Here is a 15,649-nt window from a genome sequence, read left to right on the forward strand (position 1 = left end):
CGCCTTATCCTCCTCCTCCTGCAACTCAGCATCGCTCCACGTGCTGCGCTCATCGTCGGCGTCAGGCGCAACCGCCACACAAACAGCTCACCGGTTTGGGTGGCCGCTGCGATACGCACACCGGCGGGATCGATCGTCAGACTTACCAGCGGGACGCCCTCTTCACCACCGATCACCACCTGCCGTCCGCTGACCGCATCCCACCGCCGCAACCAACCGTCATACCCGGCGGTATAGACACTGTTGCCATCAGGCCCAAACACCACATCGAGCAGGCGCACGCCTAAGGTCGCGTCCTGTTGCACCGGCGTATTACCGCCCGCCACTGCCGGATGCAACCAGCGAGTGGCCTGACCGGGGTTGGCCGTGGCCCACCCCAACACCATGCCATCCCACGTGACCGCAACTAGTTTGCTGCTATCGGGGCTAAACGCGAGCGCCGCGACCAGATCAGACGCGCCGGCTAGCCGTTGCATCCGGCCATCGGCCCGCTCAACCAGCACTACTTCAACCGCGCCAGCTTCAGAGATCGTCGCGGCGGCCCACCAGCGATCATCAGCACTCACGGCTAATGCCGTCACCGAGGCGCCGAGATCGACCGTCGCGCGCGCCCGCGATACTGCCAATGCCCGGTAGAGGATCGATTCCGCCGCCAAATCAACCGGCTCGTTCCGCTCACGATGCACCAGCACCGCCTGCCGGGCCAGCAACAGCGACAGTTGCGGATCGACTGCGAGGTTCACTGCCGCTTCGGCGGCCAGTTCGCGGGCACGGGCCAAGCGCGATAGGCGATCGGCCTCTTGATAAGCAAGAAAAGCGGCAGTAGCGGCGATCAGCATCACCACCGCCAGCACTGCCGACACCACCCCCAACCGCCGGATGAGCCGCTCGCGCCGGCGATCAGCATCGATCTCGGCTTGGCGTTCGCGACAGGCTTTGAGGAATTCTTCATCAATCTGCTCGACCTGTTCGGGATGCGCTGCGACCCACGCCTGTGCCGCGGCCAGATCGGCATCTTGCAAGAGCAAGCTGGCCGGGCGATCGGTTGCTGACCATAGCGCCGCTTGGCGTTGAAACGGCGCCAGCCGCTCGCGCCACGCAGCATTATTCTGCCGCACCGGTTCAATCAAACGATCGTGGGCCAGCTCATACCACGTAAAATTGCGCCGCTGTTCGGCACGGATCAAATAGGCGTTGATCAACGGCGGCAAGGCCGCATTGGGCAAGCCAGCGGTAACGCCTTCGCCACGCAGCACCTGATTGCGAATGTTGCCTGCCGTGATCAACTGCTGATCAAACCAATCGCGGATGACCCGCTCGCGCACCCCGCTCGCAGCGGCGGCGGCAGCCACCCGCTCGGCATAATAATCGGCCAGCGCCTCATCAACCGAACCGATCATACGAAGGGCAGCGGACGTAATCGCTGCCCCCGCCGGCGCACCATCAGGAAACAGCCGCTGCCACAAGCGGTAACAGACCACCTGCAACTGTACCGGCTCGACCGTCGCGCCCAGCATCGTCTCCACCTGATCCGATACTAGTTGCACCCGCGCGCGGCGTAAATCGTCCACCAGACTGCGGGCCGTCGCCAGCTCAAACTCAACCCCGGCATCGAGCGCCGGACGGCGGATCGCCGCCAGCGCCGCTTCCGGGCCAAGCAGATCAAGCCGGAAGGTGTTGCGGAACCGTGAGGGGAAGAAGTGGGCATACTCCATCAACGGCGCGAGATAATCTTCGCGAATGATAAACAATGCCCACAGAAAGCGATTGGCGCGCAACAGATCGCCCACCGTCCGGCAAAACTGCTCTTTCGCCGCGCGATGCAGCGGATCGACCGTCAGCAACTCTTCAAACTGATCGAAAATGAGCACCGTATCATCAGGATCGGTCTGTTCCGGCGGCACAATCAGCTCGGCCAACGACCGCTCGATCGCCTCGTCGCCGCCAATCGAGAGTGCCGCGGCGGCCAAATAGCGATTGGCGTCAGGCGGCATACTAGCAGGCAACGCCAAGCCAACCCGCACAATCGGCAACACCCGAAACCGGCGCGCTTCGAGCGCCGGGATCAAAGCGGCCTGCACCAACGAACTCTTGCCGGCGCCCGATGGCGAATAGAGCAGCACAATCCGCTCAGACACCAGCAAGCTGGTCAGATCGCGCAGCTCGCGATCGCGACCATACAACCGGTGTTCGCGGGTAAAGGCCCGTGGCCCCAGATAGGGATTGTGGTGTAGCGTTTCCATTAGAAACCGCGCCGGCGCCGGGGCCGGTCACTCTCGGCAAGCTGAGCGGCAAGGGCCACGCAGAAATCGCGCGGACTGCCCCAAAAGATACTAATGGCGGCTGTATCTTGAAAATAGGCTTCCAAATAGCGAACCGCCCGATCTGGCTGCAACACCTGATCTTCGCGCGGCATGAGCTGGCCGGCGATCTGAACGTAGCGCCGCCGCCGGGAAGCGCCGCGCAACGGTTTGATCAGACTGTGGAACAGCGTGCGAAAACCGATATCCTCCAGCTCAAAACCCAAAAAGAGCAACGCGCTATCAGCTAGCGCATCGCGCACAATCGCCGGAATACGCTCGCGTTCGGCGGCAATGTTGATCAAAAAATCAAAATAGTCGTCCTCGGTCAAGACCAATGTTTCTGGTTGGTCAAAACTCCCGAACAGATGGAAGAGCAATGGCCGCTCGGCGCTCGGTCGATAGTCCGGTTCACGCTCGAAGATCGAGGGCAGCCGATCAAGATCCTCATTCCACCGGCACAACTCGATAACCGGTTGCTTCCCCGCTTCGATCAGCGCCTCACTCAGCATATTTGAAGCATTTGCCGTCACATAGATCGGCAACGGCTGTGCGGCCAACGTCCGGTACGGGTCAAACGGATCGCGCGCCCGCTCATAGCGGCCAACCGTCCGGTAGAGGTCAAGCAGATCGAGCCGGTCGAGATCAGGCAACACATCGCGGTATTCATCGATCAGCGATTGGCGGAGCGTCTCGATCAATGAGCGGCGGGGAAAACGATAATCGTGTTTGATCGAGAGAAATTGGGCCACATACGCCAACTGCTCGCGCTCGTAATCCTCCATTGGATAGCGATAGCGTTCGGCCCACATCCGCGCAATCATACGGCTGGAACCGAGGCGAGTCTCGGCCAATTGCGGGCCGATCACCGGCGTACAAAGACCATCGCTCATATAGCCGGCAATCGCCTCGATCTTCTCGGCGGTATCGCGCTCATCGGCAAAGCCGGGCACATACCAGATACGACCACTCTTAAGGCGCGAATAGAGCACCGGCATCCAAGTGATCAGGCAGATCGCGCACCGCGCCGCGGGCCAGCGCCATCGCTGCATCAATCACGCCATCGTGGAGCAATTCTTTGCAGAAGGCCGGCACAAACCGCTCGGTCAAGCGCATCGAGACATTGCCTTGCATCGCGATCACCGCCGGAATGCCGGCTTCGGCCAAGCGCGGCCCAATCACCGACAACGCACCGTTATCGGCAGTCATCCCGCCGGCGCTCTGGCAGGCGATCAACATCACCAAGCGCGGACGCTCGCTGAGTTCGCGCAGGCGCTGGCAAAACGATGCGCCATCGACCCGCTCGAAGGCATTATCCGGCTTCACCAGCCAGAGGTAGGTATTGCCTTCGACATAGCTGCCGTGCGCCACCAGATACAAAATATCAAACGGGCGGCCCTCACGAGCCGCCCCACGCAGAGAGGAAATGATCTGATCGACTGTCGCCGCGCCGGGTTCAGTAAGCGCAACCAGATCGAACTCGCCAAACCCTGCCCGCGCGCGAGCCAATTCGCCAGCCACATCAACCGGCGCCAAACCGAACCGCTCAACGCCAGCAGGATTAGCGATCGCAACCAGCACGCGCAAGGCGCCGCGCGGGCGGGCGCGGATCGGCTGTACATCGTTGCTGGTGACATAGCGCGAAAAGAAGACCTCTTCACCCATCAGCAACGGCTCGCCATCAGGCGTGCGCAGCGTCTCCCAACGCAGCGCATGCAACTCAGCGGCACTTGGGGCAATAAAGAGCCGGAAACGGATAGGGATCGGACGGCGACCGCGGCGAGCAATCGCGCGTGCGGCGGTAAACTGGGCAAGAATATCACCGTCGCTAAACAGCATTGAACCGAGCGCTGCGCCGTAAGCCGCCGGATCAGCAGCCACTGCGCGCAATCGCTCAAGATCAAACCGGATCGGATGCTCGCTGGTCCCCCGCTCGATCCGCACATCGGCATCGCTATCGGGATCGCTAAACGATAGCGCCACTGCGTAGCCGGCATTGCCAAGGCCACGCAGACTCAATTCGAGGTCCAGCAGCTCATCCATGAGAAGCAAATGTCCGTGCAGGGCGCGGCAGCGTATGAATCAGTATAGCAGTCGCCGCGGTCTCCTGCAAGCCGGAATGCGGGAGACAAATACAACTGACCCAGACCAATGGTCTGGGCCTAAGCGGAGCAAAGGATGCACTTACGGGGCCGCAACCGGCCAGTGGAACCAAGCCACAAACAGATCGCCGTGGGGGAGAGCGCCGACATAGTTGCCGGCAATCGCCGCGGGGCCATTGGGCAGACCGTACGCATTCGCCACTAGCTCAGCGCAAATCGCCAAGCCAAAGCCATGGCCCTTACTGCCATCGCTGCTAAACGTAAAGCCGCCGCGGAACAGATCGCTCCAATGCAGGCCGAAGCGCTGCTCAAGTGCGTTGCGTTGCAGCGGATCGATCCGGTTTGCCACAATAAAACGCAGGCTTTGCGATGAGCACTCGAACAGGGGGTAAATGCCGACCATCACCCGATGATCGGCGCTGTGGCGGGTGGCGTTATTGATCAGATTGTAGATCACCCGATCGAGGGCCGAAAACTCGACGCACCGGTCGGCCACCACCCCGTTATAACGGGCATCGACCACAACTTGGGCCGTGCCGTCGGGCAAGCGATAATCGGCTTGTTGCCACTTTTCCAATAACAGATCAACACCGTGCGCGCGCAATTCAATATCGCGGGCCGTGCGCACCGGATCGAGATCGGGCACGCAGTTGCGCATAATCTTGAGGTGATCGCGCACCAGTAGATAGATCCGTTCGACATCAGAAGGCTGCGCCTGATCAAATTCGAGCAGTTGCAATTGCAGCGCTAGCGCCTGCAACGACCCGCCGCGAATATCGTGGATCACCTGCCCTAACAGCGGATCTTGCCGGCTGAGCGAGATGCCGCGCAGTTCATGCATCAAATCGTGCCATCCCGTCTCGTGCAAAAACTGGCGCAGTTCGCCGAGATTAACCCGGCGCATCTGGTCAAATCGGCTGAAAATAGCGAGCAGCGTATCATACAGTCGCCGCACCACCGGCTGCACATGTTCCGGCAAGGTGGCAATGCTGACGCTGCTCACGCTGCGCACAAAGGGATCGTGGCGCAGCAACGGCAAATCACACGGCGCAAGGGCTTTGACTGTTTCGTCGCTGAGGGGGAATGCGCCGGTCATGGTAGCAGAGCTCCTCTATCATTGGCAACAAAGCCGGAACCTTAGCCTGAGCCTCTCGTCTCTGAGTAGTTAAACGATAGTATAACCGATTTTTGAATCATTGTTGCAGCAATAGTAGTTAAACCATCGACTTGCAAATATGTACTAGAAATCACATAAATTGTCAGCGTATGTTCCTCATTCGCGCAAAAACTCCGCGCACGCTTCGGGAATGCTCGGATTAATAAAGATGCCGCTGCCCATCTCAAACCCAGCCATATACGACAGGCGCGGCACCACCGCCAGATACCAATGAAAATAGCCGTTTTCCGGCTCTTTGGCCGGCGTCGAGCGGAGCACCAGATTAAAATCGGGATCGTTGAGCCGGTAGTAGAGCCGGTGGAAGACCTCGCGCACCACATCGGCTAAGCCATCGAGCTCAGATTCGTCGAGATGAAAAAAACTCGCCCGATGCTTGCGCGGCAAAATCCAAAGGTGAAACGGCGACGAAGCAGCGTAGAGCACAAACGCGACAAATTCATCATTCGCGTAGACGATTCGTTCATTGCGAGCCACTTCATCGGCCAGCATCGTGCAGAAGACGCACTGGCCGGTATCATCAAAAAACCGGCGCGCTTCTTCAATCCGGTGGCGAATATCGCTCGGCACGACTGGCACCGCCATAATCTGGCTGTGCGGATGTTGCAACGACGCGCCGGCCCGTTCGCCGTGATTCTTAAAGATGACAATCTGCTCGATCCGCGGATCGGTGCTCATAGCCTTCCCGCGACTGAGATAGACCGCCAGCACGGCCCGCACCTCGGCATGGGTCATCAGGCCGAGAGTCGTGTTGTGGTTCGGATGCTCAACTAGCACTTCGTGGTAGCCATAGCCGCTGATCGTGCGCCGCACCCCGTCAAAATGGCGCACCACCGGCCCGTGATCGTGCAAGGCCGGATATTTGTTGCGCACAATCCGCAACTGCCATGCCCCAATCGCGGGATGGCGCTCAACTTCGAGATCGAGTTCTTCGTTGCCAACGCAAAAGGGGCAATGCGGGTCGTGGGGCGGACGTTCAGCAGTGAGCGGTTGCTGGCGGGTCTCGGTAAACGCATTGGGACGGCGCGCGCGTTCACTGGCAATGATCACCCATTCACGGGTGGCAATATTCTGCCGTAATTCGGACATGAGGCTTGCTCCACAGCGGACGGTCAGCCGCAGCGTTGCGCTATGCTTTGTATTGTAGCCGCGATGCGGCTGATGAGCAAGTTATGCCGGTTGACAAACACACACCGCGTAGCGTACACTAATACATCAGATGATATGATCTTTTGGCAGAGGCGCTTATGCCCCTTTCCCGGCAACGGTTAGTCGAACAAGTTATCGAGCACCTGCGCCAGCAACTGAAGACACAGGCGTACCCGGTCGGCAGCCGGCTGCCACCCGAACCGCAACTGATGGCGCAACTCGGCGTCGGACGCTCGACGGTACGCGAGGCGATTCGGGCGTTGGCCCACGAAGGCTTGCTCGAAGTGCGCCAAGGCGACGGCACCTACGTGCGCGCCACGGCGGTCGCCGAGCCGTTAGCTGTGCGGTTGCGGCAAGCGAAAGTACAAGAAGTGCATGAGGTGCGGCGCGCATTAGAGCTGGAAGTCGTGGCGTTGGCCGCCGAACGGCGCAGCGACGATGATCTGGCCGCGATCCGGCACTGGTTGGCGGCGCGCTCGGCGGCGCTGGCCAATCGTGATACCGCCGCGGCGCTCGCCGCTGACATCGAGTTGCACTGCGCCATTGCTCGCGCTACCCACAACCCGATGCTCAGTGATCTCTACCGGATGTTTGCCGTCACGCTCCGCGACGCGCTCGGTGTCTTGTGGGATGTTGCCGCGCCAGCCGCTGATGATCGCTCGCATGTTGATCTGGTCGCGGCGATTGCAGCAGGAGATGCAGCGGCAGCAGTTGCGGTGACGCGCCAGATTCTGGCCCGGCACGAAGCGACGCTGCGCCATAGCGCCGGTAACGCCTGATTTTTTACGCTTGATAACATCTGATGATCTGATGATTGAAAGGAATGTGACGTGGAACTCTTCGACTTACTCCTCATCTTCACCGCGGCGCTGCTGGCCGGCGCGCTGAACGCGATCGCCGGCGGCGGCAGTTTTTTTTCATTCCCTGCGCTCTTGGTGGCCGGCGTGCCGCCCATTGTGGCCAATGCCACTAACGCGCTGGCGCTGTGGCCGGGCACGCTGGCCAGCATCGGCGCATACCGGCGCGAACTGCGCGGCCAGCAGCGCGATATTTGGCTCTTTAGCGGGTTAAGCCTGCTCGGCGGGTTGCTCGGCGCAATCTTGCTGCTCTATACCGACGAACGGCGTTTTACCGCGCTGATCCCGTACCTGTTGCTCTTCGCCACGCTGGTCTTTACCTTTAGCCCGCAGATCACCCGCTTGGCACAACGGATGGTCGGCGAGGGTAACGGCCAGCGCTGGCTGGTGATCGCTATCTATATTGCGATTGCCATTTACGGCGGCTTTTTTGGCGCCGGGTTGGGCATTCTCACGCTGGCTGCACTGGCCCTGCTCGGTCACGACAACATTCACCGGATGAATGCGCTGAAGACGTTGCAGGCAGCGCTCGTCAACGGGATTGCGGTGGCAACCTTCGTGGCCACCGGCTTGATCGCGTGGCTGCCGGCCCTGATCATGACGATCGGCGCGATCGCTGGCGGCTACGGCGGTGCGGCGATTGCCCGGCGGATCGATGCCCGCCGGGTGCGGATCGCCGTGGTGGTGATTAGTATCGGGTTAACGGTGTGGTTCTTTGTGCGCAGTGCGTGACCGTTACGCCGCCGGCAGCGTAAACCAGAAGGTCGAACCCTGCCCTTCTTGGCTGCTGGCCCAGATCCGGCCACCATGCCCTTCGACCAGATGCTTGGCAATCGCTAAACCCAAGCCAGTGCCGCCGGCGTGGCGGGTGCGCGCCCGATCAACTTTGTAGAACCGCTCGAAGATCCGGCGCAACTCGCGGCTCGGAATGCCAATACCGGTATCGCTGACGCTAATCAGCACCCACGTGCCGGCGGGGTGCGGCGGTCGATCCTCGCGCGAAGGAGGATCGTCTACTGTAATATGAAGCACCTTGGCTGCAACCGTGATTGTGCCGCCTTCGGGGGTAAACTTGACCGCATTGTGCAGCAAATTGAGCAACACCTGCCCAATCCGGTCGCTATCCATCAGCGCCGGCGGCAGATCAGGCAACGCCTCAGCGCAGATAGTCTGGTGTTTTCGATCGGCTTGAGGCCGGATGCGTTCCACGGCCCGCTCGATCACCGGCCCAACCGCCAGCGGCGCTAACTTGAGCGACACCCGCCCCGACTCGAGCCGCGAGAGTTCGTGCAACTCATCAACCAGTTGCGTCACCGCATCGATCTCTTGCGCCATCTGCTCGAGCATTCTCCCCGCAATATCAGGTGGCGGCGCCGATTGCAACGTCTCTACCAACAACTTGAGCGAGGCGAGCGGCGTGCGCAGCTCGTGCGAGACGTTCGCCACCAAATCGCGCCGCGCCCGTTCGAGCATGCTAATCTGGGTCAAGTCGCGAATAACGATCAACGCCCCTTCCGGCTGGCCGGCTTGGGCCACCAGCGGCACATAGTGCAAATGTAACGTGCGACCAGTCGCCAGCGGGCGAATCGTCAATTCCCGCCGTTCGCCGTCGGCGATCACATCGCGCGCCAGCAGATCGGCTTGGTGATCGCGCAAGAGCGTAATCAAGCCACTGCCAGTTGCGCTCCCTTGGCCCGCCAGTAGATGGCTCGCCGCGTCATTGTGAAAGACGATCTGGCGCTCGGCGTCAACCACAATCACACCGGTATCAACCGCTTGGGCGAGGGCGAGGAACAGGGGCTGGCGTTGGGGAACGAGTAATGCGGGAACGGGATCAATCAGCATTGCCGGCGAATTGTCAGACGAGATCATCAGGTGATCCTGTTGCGGCTCAGGCGAGGTGAGCGATGGTGCAGCGGCGCTCGTGGCCAGCTTACGCTCGAACCGACGCCAACGGCGGACGCTGAGGATCAAGCTCACCGCCAGCACTACTGTAGCCACCGTTAGCGTCAATTCAAGCAGGGTCATGCAGATTCTATGCTGTTGGCTGTACGTTGCCGGGTCAGGGAAACCGGTTTGGTCACGTTTATGGATGGCATTGCAAGGGGCAACATAGCAATCTCAGCGAGATAGCTGCGGATGCTACGGCTTCAGCCCTCTAAACTGGCGCGGATGCGGCGGCGAAGCTGCCGCATTCCCCAAATCCATAACCCCGGTCACGACTGATCGGCAGGCGGCTCAAACCGGTAGCCGACGCCGCGCACGGTCTGAATATACGTCGGCTTGCCGGGATCGGGTTCGATCTTTTCGCGCAGCCAGCGAATATGAACATCGACGGTGCGGCTATCGCCGATGAAATCTTGCCCCCAAACTCGCTCGAGCAGCAGATCGCGGGTGAGGGCAATACCGCGATTGCGCATCAGGCAGGTGAGCAGGTCGAACTCTTTTTGGGGCAAGTTGAGCTCGTGGCCGTTGCGCCATGCCCGCCGGCTACTGGTATCAACCCGGATCGAACCCGCCTCCAGCACTTCACGGACAATCGAGTGGGGTTGGCGTTCGCTGCGGCGCAAAATAGCGCGCACGCGGGCCAGAAACTCGCCGAGGCTGAATGGCTTGCTAATGTAATCATCGGCGCCAAGTTCGAGGCCGGCAATCCGATCGACCTCATCTTGGCGAGCGGTGAGCATCATAATCGGCACATCGCTCTCTTGGCGGAGGATGCGACAGACCGAGAAGCCATCGAGCCGGGGGAGCATAATATCGAGCACAACCAAATCGGGCTGATCGCGGCGGGCGCGGTCGAGACCATGCACCCCGTCTGCCGCAACAATCACTGAATACCCTTCGCGTTCGAGGTTATACCGCAGGGTCTCGGCCAGTGTCGTTTCATCTTCGACGATCAGAACCGTCGCCATAGCTGCTCCACACATGAAGACCGCCGGTTAAGGGCCGGCGGTCATTGCCACGTGGCGAATGTGGTCGGGGCGGAGGGATTTGAACCCACGACCCCCGCGTCCCAAACGCGGTGCTCTACCAGGCTGAGCCACGCCCCGACGCCTTTAAGGTTAGCAGCATGGTAGGGATTTTGTCAAGCGGGTTGCTGATAGCCGCGAAAAGACCCAAAAGCGCTATCGCTGCGGATGATTCCTCCGCATCACGTCAATCACCCTCGGCAACCGGCGGCACGGGGGGCGGGCCGGGGCGCGGCGTGAGTTGGAGCCGGGCGCGCACGCGGGCCATTTCACCGACGGCGAGGCGGGCTTCGGCCAGCCATTCACGGTGTTCGTAGGCAAAGGCGCGGGCAATGTAGGCCAATGCGCTGCTGCGGGTATCGGCGATGCCAACTGCGACCAATAGATCGAGCAATTCGCGTTCAGCGCGACCCAGCCGGGTCATCACCGGCACGGTGCGGGTGGTAAAGAGCACCTCGTGGCCGGCGGCGCGCATCCCCCACGCCACTGGCACCCCGCTGTGGCGTTCGATTTCGCGCGCGATCCGCATCCGGTCACGCCGGGTCTGCTCGCGCAAGAGCGGAATCTCTTCGAGCGGACGCGCGATAGGCAGAATGATGATCAATTCGTCGCTGTACCGGCGAATCTCAGCCGGGCCAGCCCGCACATCAGCCGGCAACCGCTGCGCGATAAGGCGCTGAATCTCTTCGTCGTGCATTGAACATATCCGTTCTGTTGTTATCAAACCCAGCGATACTGCGGAGTGAGGTGCGGCAGTTGTACTGCCGCACTCCATAGCAAGCGGGTTTACTGCTTACCATCCGCACCGGCGGAGACTTGGCGCATCAACCACGCTGCCAGCAGCCCGACCACACACGCCGCTGCGCCGAACAAAAATGTTTCGCCGATCACCTGCGCCGCAATCTCCATCAGGAATCGGGCCGGGTCGGTCATAGCCAGCGGGTTATCGGCGCCGGCCCGCCGCAATTCATCTTGGCGATGTACGCCCCAGAGGGTCAAGATCGCGACGCCGACCGTCATCCCCACCAGTCGCAACGCAATCACCAACGCCGACGCAGCGCCGCGCCGGTCTTCACCGGCTGCCGCCACGACCGTATCGGCCACCGGCGCAATTACCAAGCCAAGGCCAAGCCCAGTCAACGCCAGCTCAAGGCCCATGCGCAGGTAGGTCGCTTCAGGCCCCCAAAATGCCATCAGCGTATAGCCAACCAACGCGAGGGCCAAACCGAGCAACGCCGGCAATCGCCCGCCGTAGCGGCCGGTCAACAACCCACCCGGCAGCGCCGCTGCCGCCATCGTCAAGGTCAAGGCTGACAACATCCAGCCGGCATCCCACGCCGCCACCCGCAGAATATCGCTATCGGTTGGGTTGTAGAGCAGCAGATAGGTATTGATATAGAGTGGCACATTCGTGATCGCAATCGCCAGCCCAAACCCGACCATGACATTGATCACGCAAGCCATCGCGGTATCGCGCCGGGTAAAGAGTTCCAGCCCGATCAGCGGATCGGCGCTGCGCCGCTCGGCCCAGACGAAGAGGGCCAGCAACACCAGCGCCACTATCACCAGCGGCCCGGCGTAGGGCGGCGGCCCCAGCCGCTCGCCGTAGAAATCGGTTGCACCCAATTCACTACCGGCAGCCAAGCCGACATTCAACGCCACCAGACTGCCACTGAGCAACACCGTGCCCAGCCAATCGAAATGGCCGGCTCGCGGCGGGGTAGGAATCTGGCGCAATGCGTACCACGTCAACCCCAACGCCACCAGCCCGATCGGCAGATTCAGCCAGAAGAGCAGCCGCCAATCGTCGAAAATCCGCATCAGCACGCCGCCGTAAAGATGGCCGACCATCCAGCCGGCGGTATCAACCGCGCCGATCAAACCGAGCGCCGCCGCGCGCTGGCCGGGAGGAAAGAGATCGCCGACCAGCGCCATCGAGACCGGCACCATCGCCCCCGCACCCAGCGCCTGCACTACCCGGCCAATGATTAGCATCGTCAGATTAGGCGCAGCGGCCACCCACGCCGACCCGATCAAAAAGACGACCAAGCAGAGCAGGTAGACCATGCGCCGCCCGAGAAGATCCGACAAGCGGCCCATAAAGGTGATGCTCACCGTATAGGCCAGCAAATAGCCGCTCACTGCCCACGACGCGCGGTTAAGTTCGGTGTCAAGCGACAGGCGCAGGTCGATCATGACCTTCGGCAACGCCGCGCTAATGACGGTCAAGTCAACCGCGCCGATAAAGATCGCCAAGCAGACCAATCCCAGCGTAATCCGGGGATCGAACGTGCGCACTCCGGCTTTGGTCAGCGCAGGATTCGTCATGGGCATTGCACCGGTTCGCGAACATCAACCGTCTTGTCGTATTCGCTAAACTCAAGCGTCCACGTGCTGGGACTAGTCGCATCGGTAGCCGTATCAACCAGCACCACCCGGCTAGCGCGCATCGTCGCCTGATCGGCCCACAAATCAGTAGCGACAGGCCCTGCCCCCAACAGATTGAGGCTGATCGCGCGCAACTTGTCAGCCGGTAGCGTACCGCGCAGATGGTAATGCGGGCGACCGTTCAGGTCTTCAATCCCCACCAGCGTCACATCGGCAAACTGGTTCGCCAGCAACGCCTCGATCCCAATATCGGGAGCAAACAAGACCGCCGGATCAAAGGTCGAGCCGGGTTGCAGACACATCCACTGGCGGGTAATCGGATTCGTCGTATACTGCTTGCCGGCCAGCGAGACCGTCCGGATCTCGCCAATTGCATTGCCAAGCGTGATGTTGAGCACCGAGAGCACAGCATCAGGCCGGCGCAAATCGCCTTCGATGCCATTCAGTGTCGTCACCCCGCCTGCATCGAGCGCCACCGGCTTGCCGGTCAGGGTAATCCGAAAATGGGCACTCTGGCTATTTTGGGTTGCCTGACCGATAGCCGCTGCCAACGCGCGCGGATCGGGAGTCGGCGTCGGTGTCGGTGGCGCTGCTACTCCCCCACAACCAACCAGCCACAAGACCAGACTTGCGATGAGCCATCTCCAGCTCTGCTTCATAGCGCACCTTCTCATCTGCTGTGCTACCATGGTCGTGACAGTAGTATAACAGAGGTCGCCCACCATGAAGATTGCAATTATTGGCGCTGGTGCGCTCGGCAGTGTGATCGGCTTCCACCTTGCTCCTGTCATTTCGATCACGCTCGTGGATCCGTGGGCGGAACACGTCGGCGCCATCAACGCGACCGGGTTGCGCTGCACCTATAATGGCGACGAAACCAGCCGTTCGATCCCAGCAACGACTGACCCGGCGAGTGTTGAGCCGGTTGATGTCGCGCTCGTTACTGTCAAGGCCGCCCAAACCGCGTGGGCCGCCGAGACAGCCGCGCAGCTTTTGAAACCCGGCGGGGTAGCGTACACACTGCAAAATGGGCTAGGGAACGCTGAAGTGCTGAGCCGGCGGCTGGGAACATTGCGCGTTGGGCAAGCCGTCACCACGCTCGGCGCAACCCTGCTTGGCCCCGGACGGGTACGTCTCGCCGGTCGCGGGCCGACCACGTTTGGCGCAGCGCCGTCGCTCAGCATCGCTTATGCCCTCGCCGACACGTTTCGCACCGCCGGCTTGCCGGCTGGGGTTTCAACTGATCTCAACAGTTTGGTCTGGGGCAAATTGATTGTGAACGTGGGCATCAACGCGCTCACCGCGATCCTGCGCGTTCCCAATGGCGCTTTGGCAAGCGTGCCGGCAGCATCTGCCCTTGTCCGGCAGGCGGTCGAGGAAGCGGTGGCCGTCGCACGCGCCGCCGGGATTACACTGGCGTTAGCCGATCCTGTGGCCGAGACGCTGGCCGTGGCGCAAGCGACCGCGGCAAATCGCTCGTCAATGCTGCAAGATATCTTGCGCGGCGCACCCACCGAAATCGACACCATCAACGGCGCGATTGTGCGTGAAGGACGCCGGCTCGGCGTGCCGACGCCGTTCAACGAGCTGCTGTGCGATCTGGTTAAGGCATTAGAAGCGACGGCGCCGTTGCGAGTGCAGGAGCCGTAGCCGGCAGCCGGTCAAGGTCGGCCAAAAACCGGTGGACGGCCTCGTCCGCGCTTATCTTGCCGGCGATCACCGGATCGTAATACACCGGCACAAAATCGAACAGAAACGAGCGCGCCATTTCCAGCTCGCGCACCATAATCTGGGCAATCGGCCCGCACGCAGGAATCATCACCGCGCGCGCCGCATGCAGCGTAGCGGCGCGATCGTACGGCACCCGTACAATCTGCGCCTGCCAGCCGTGCTGGTCGAGTGTCAGGCGAGCATACGCGGCCCGCCAGTCGCCATCGAAGGGCAACCCCACCGACCCCACGTTCACCACCAACGTCTGGCCAACCCAGCGGGTGAACGGCATGTGGGTGTGAGCAGTACAAAACACCGCAGCTTCCGGATCAATCTTGGCCTGCAATTCGAGCTGCGAATGAGAGGGCAACAGACCATCACGGTCGTGATGGATCGAGCCGTGATAGACCATCACCGTCCCACCCGGCGTTGCTAACGCCAACCTCGTGGGGAGTGCCTTGATCTGCGGCAACAGATCAACCACTTCCTGATGCGTCCAGATAATCGGCCCGTGCAATACGCGCTGGCCGCCCTGCGGCGGATGGCCCGCGTTCAGATCGTGGTCATAGCTGAGGATGTAACCCTCATGATTGCCGCGTAACACATGCCAGCCTCGTTCAGCCTGCATCTGCAAGGCTAGCTCAAGGCAAGGGCGTGGTTGCGGGCCGCGATTGATGATGTCACCGGCAATGATGACCGTATCAGGCTGCCACTGCTCAATATCGGCAATCACCGCGCGAAACGCGGCGAGATTCGCGTGAATGTCGGCGAGAACAGCTATCTTCATTGGTGTGGAACATCCTCCGTATGTATGTGCTTGTCAGCCCCCACCCCTTGCCCCTCACCCGGAGGGGGAGGGAGGTGTGTTTTTTACCGCAGGGGGCGCGGAGGACGCTGAGGATGACCCCCATCCCAAAAACCTTTGCGCCCTCTGCGTTCTCTGCGCCTTTGCGTTAAAAATCTCTGCGCCTTTGCTCACTTTGCGGCGTTGCGTTGA

The 15,649-nt window shown here is 61.2% G+C and carries 14 protein-coding genes and 1 tRNA gene; 3 read left to right on the plus strand and 12 right to left on the minus strand.

Annotation, left to right across the window (positions count from 1 at the left end; genetic code table 11):
- From A6A03_RS10470 to galT, 5 genes are all read right to left on the minus strand, one after another.
- Window positions 1-2,243 (minus strand): NACHT and WD repeat domain-containing protein (locus tag A6A03_RS10470; RefSeq protein WP_245668947.1); only part of this gene is annotated, 2,243 nt, incomplete at its 3' end.
- Window positions 2,243-3,352 (minus strand): SIR2 family NAD-dependent protein deacylase, encoded by a 1,110-nt coding sequence (locus A6A03_RS20870; RefSeq protein ID WP_245668948.1) that lies wholly within the window; start codon window positions 3,350-3,352, stop codon window positions 2,243-2,245. The genes A6A03_RS20870 and A6A03_RS10470, both read right to left, overlap by 1 nt.
- A complete protein-coding gene (locus A6A03_RS20875; RefSeq protein WP_245668949.1) occupies window positions 3,273-4,343 on the minus strand; it encodes a CHAT domain-containing protein in 1,071 nt (356 codons plus the stop codon). Before A6A03_RS20875 ends, A6A03_RS20870 begins: the two co-directional genes overlap by 80 nt.
- A 141-nt stretch (window positions 4,344-4,484) precedes the next feature.
- Window positions 4,485-5,498 carry an ATP-binding protein gene (locus A6A03_RS10480; RefSeq protein WP_066787593.1) on the minus strand — a complete coding sequence of 338 codons (1,014 nt, stop codon included), beginning with the start codon at window positions 5,496-5,498 and terminating at the stop codon, window positions 4,485-4,487.
- Window positions 5,499-5,675: 177 nt separating this feature from the next.
- Entirely contained in the window at window positions 5,676-6,665 is a 990-nt protein-coding gene (gene galT, locus A6A03_RS10485; protein ID WP_066787596.1) for a galactose-1-phosphate uridylyltransferase, read from the minus strand.
- A gap of 158 nt (window positions 6,666-6,823) precedes the next feature.
- Here galT and A6A03_RS10490 point away from each other — a divergent pair, with 158 nt between their 5' ends.
- A complete protein-coding gene (locus A6A03_RS10490; RefSeq protein ID WP_066787598.1) occupies window positions 6,824-7,504 on the plus strand; it encodes a FadR/GntR family transcriptional regulator in 681 nt (226 codons plus the stop codon).
- 51 nt (window positions 7,505-7,555) lie between these two features.
- Window positions 7,556-8,314, plus strand: coding sequence for a sulfite exporter TauE/SafE family protein (locus tag A6A03_RS10495; RefSeq protein ID WP_066787600.1), 759 nt, complete (start codon window positions 7,556-7,558; stop codon window positions 8,312-8,314).
- A 3-nt stretch (window positions 8,315-8,317) separates the two neighbouring features.
- On the opposite strand, the gene A6A03_RS10500 is transcribed toward A6A03_RS10495, so the two are convergent.
- The 6 genes from A6A03_RS10500 to A6A03_RS10525 all read right to left on the minus strand — a co-directional run bounded on the left by A6A03_RS10500 (window position 8,318) and on the right by A6A03_RS10525 (window position 13,601).
- Window positions 8,318-9,610 (minus strand): sensor histidine kinase, encoded by a 1,293-nt coding sequence (locus A6A03_RS10500; RefSeq protein WP_066787602.1) that lies wholly within the window; start codon window positions 9,608-9,610, stop codon window positions 8,318-8,320.
- Window positions 9,611-9,798: 188 nt separating this feature from the next.
- A complete protein-coding gene (locus A6A03_RS10505; protein ID WP_066787604.1) occupies window positions 9,799-10,497 on the minus strand; it encodes a response regulator transcription factor in 699 nt (232 codons plus the stop codon).
- Between the two features lie 61 nt (window positions 10,498-10,558).
- Window positions 10,559-10,635, minus strand: a tRNA-Pro gene (locus A6A03_RS10510).
- 106 nt (window positions 10,636-10,741) lie between these two features.
- Window positions 10,742-11,251 (minus strand): hypothetical protein, encoded by a 510-nt coding sequence (locus A6A03_RS10515; protein WP_066787605.1) that lies wholly within the window; start codon window positions 11,249-11,251, stop codon window positions 10,742-10,744.
- 89 nt (window positions 11,252-11,340) lie between these two features.
- The gene (locus tag A6A03_RS10520) at window positions 11,341-12,882 is read right to left on the minus strand and encodes an MFS transporter (RefSeq protein WP_066787607.1); all 1,542 of its coding nucleotides are present in this window, start codon (window positions 12,880-12,882) and stop codon (window positions 11,341-11,343) included.
- Window positions 12,879-13,601 (minus strand): LppX_LprAFG lipoprotein, encoded by a 723-nt coding sequence (locus tag A6A03_RS10525; protein ID WP_066787611.1) that lies wholly within the window; start codon window positions 13,599-13,601, stop codon window positions 12,879-12,881. Before A6A03_RS10525 ends, A6A03_RS10520 begins: the two co-directional genes overlap by 4 nt.
- 64 nt (window positions 13,602-13,665) lie before the next feature.
- Between A6A03_RS10525 and A6A03_RS10530 the strand changes: the two genes are divergently transcribed.
- Complete coding sequence (locus tag A6A03_RS10530) at window positions 13,666-14,592, plus strand: ketopantoate reductase family protein (RefSeq protein ID WP_066787617.1); 927 nt, start codon at window positions 13,666-13,668, stop codon at window positions 14,590-14,592.
- Here the strand turns inward: A6A03_RS10530 and A6A03_RS10535 are convergent.
- Window positions 14,546-15,439 carry a metallophosphoesterase family protein gene (locus tag A6A03_RS10535; RefSeq protein WP_066787620.1) on the minus strand — a complete coding sequence of 298 codons (894 nt, stop codon included), beginning with the start codon at window positions 15,437-15,439 and terminating at the stop codon, window positions 14,546-14,548. The two genes, A6A03_RS10530 and A6A03_RS10535, sit on opposite strands and share 47 nt — an antisense overlap.
- Window positions 15,440-15,649 lie beyond the last annotated feature (210 nt).

It is taken from the genome of Chloroflexus islandicus (genome assembly GCF_001650695.1).
Lineage (GTDB): Bacteria > Chloroflexota > Chloroflexia > Chloroflexales > Chloroflexaceae > Chloroflexus > Chloroflexus islandicus.

Bases quoted from the DNA above. Each gene is read 5' to 3' on its own strand.
- A6A03_RS20870 (WP_245668948.1), bottom strand. From the start codon at position 3,352: ATGCAGCGATGGCGCTGGCCCGCGGCGCGGTGCGCGATCTGCCTGATC.
- A6A03_RS20875 (WP_245668949.1), bottom strand. From the start codon at position 4,343: ATGGATGAGCTGCTGGACCTCGAATTGAGTCTGCGTGGCCTTGGCAAT.
- A6A03_RS10480 (WP_066787593.1), bottom strand. From the start codon at position 5,498: ATGACCGGCGCATTCCCCCTCAGCGACGAAACAGTCAAAGCCCTTGCG.
- galT (WP_066787596.1), bottom strand. From the start codon at position 6,665: ATGTCCGAATTACGGCAGAATATTGCCACCCGTGAATGGGTGATCATT.
- A6A03_RS10490 (WP_066787598.1), top strand. From the start codon at position 6,824: ATGCCCCTTTCCCGGCAACGGTTAGTCGAACAAGTTATCGAGCACCTG.
- A6A03_RS10500 (WP_066787602.1), bottom strand. From the start codon at position 9,610: ATGACCCTGCTTGAATTGACGCTAACGGTGGCTACAGTAGTGCTGGCG.
- A6A03_RS10505 (WP_066787604.1), bottom strand. From the start codon at position 10,497: ATGGCGACGGTTCTGATCGTCGAAGATGAAACGACACTGGCCGAGACC.
- A6A03_RS10515 (WP_066787605.1), bottom strand. From the start codon at position 11,251: ATGCACGACGAAGAGATTCAGCGCCTTATCGCGCAGCGGTTGCCGGCT.
- A6A03_RS10520 (WP_066787607.1), bottom strand. From the start codon at position 12,882: ATGACGAATCCTGCGCTGACCAAAGCCGGAGTGCGCACGTTCGATCCC.
- A6A03_RS10525 (WP_066787611.1), bottom strand. From the start codon at position 13,601: ATGAAGCAGAGCTGGAGATGGCTCATCGCAAGTCTGGTCTTGTGGCTG.
- A6A03_RS10530 (WP_066787617.1), top strand. From the start codon at position 13,666: ATGAAGATTGCAATTATTGGCGCTGGTGCGCTCGGCAGTGTGATCGGC.
- A6A03_RS10535 (WP_066787620.1), bottom strand. From the start codon at position 15,439: ATGAAGATAGCTGTTCTCGCCGACATTCACGCGAATCTCGCCGCGTTT.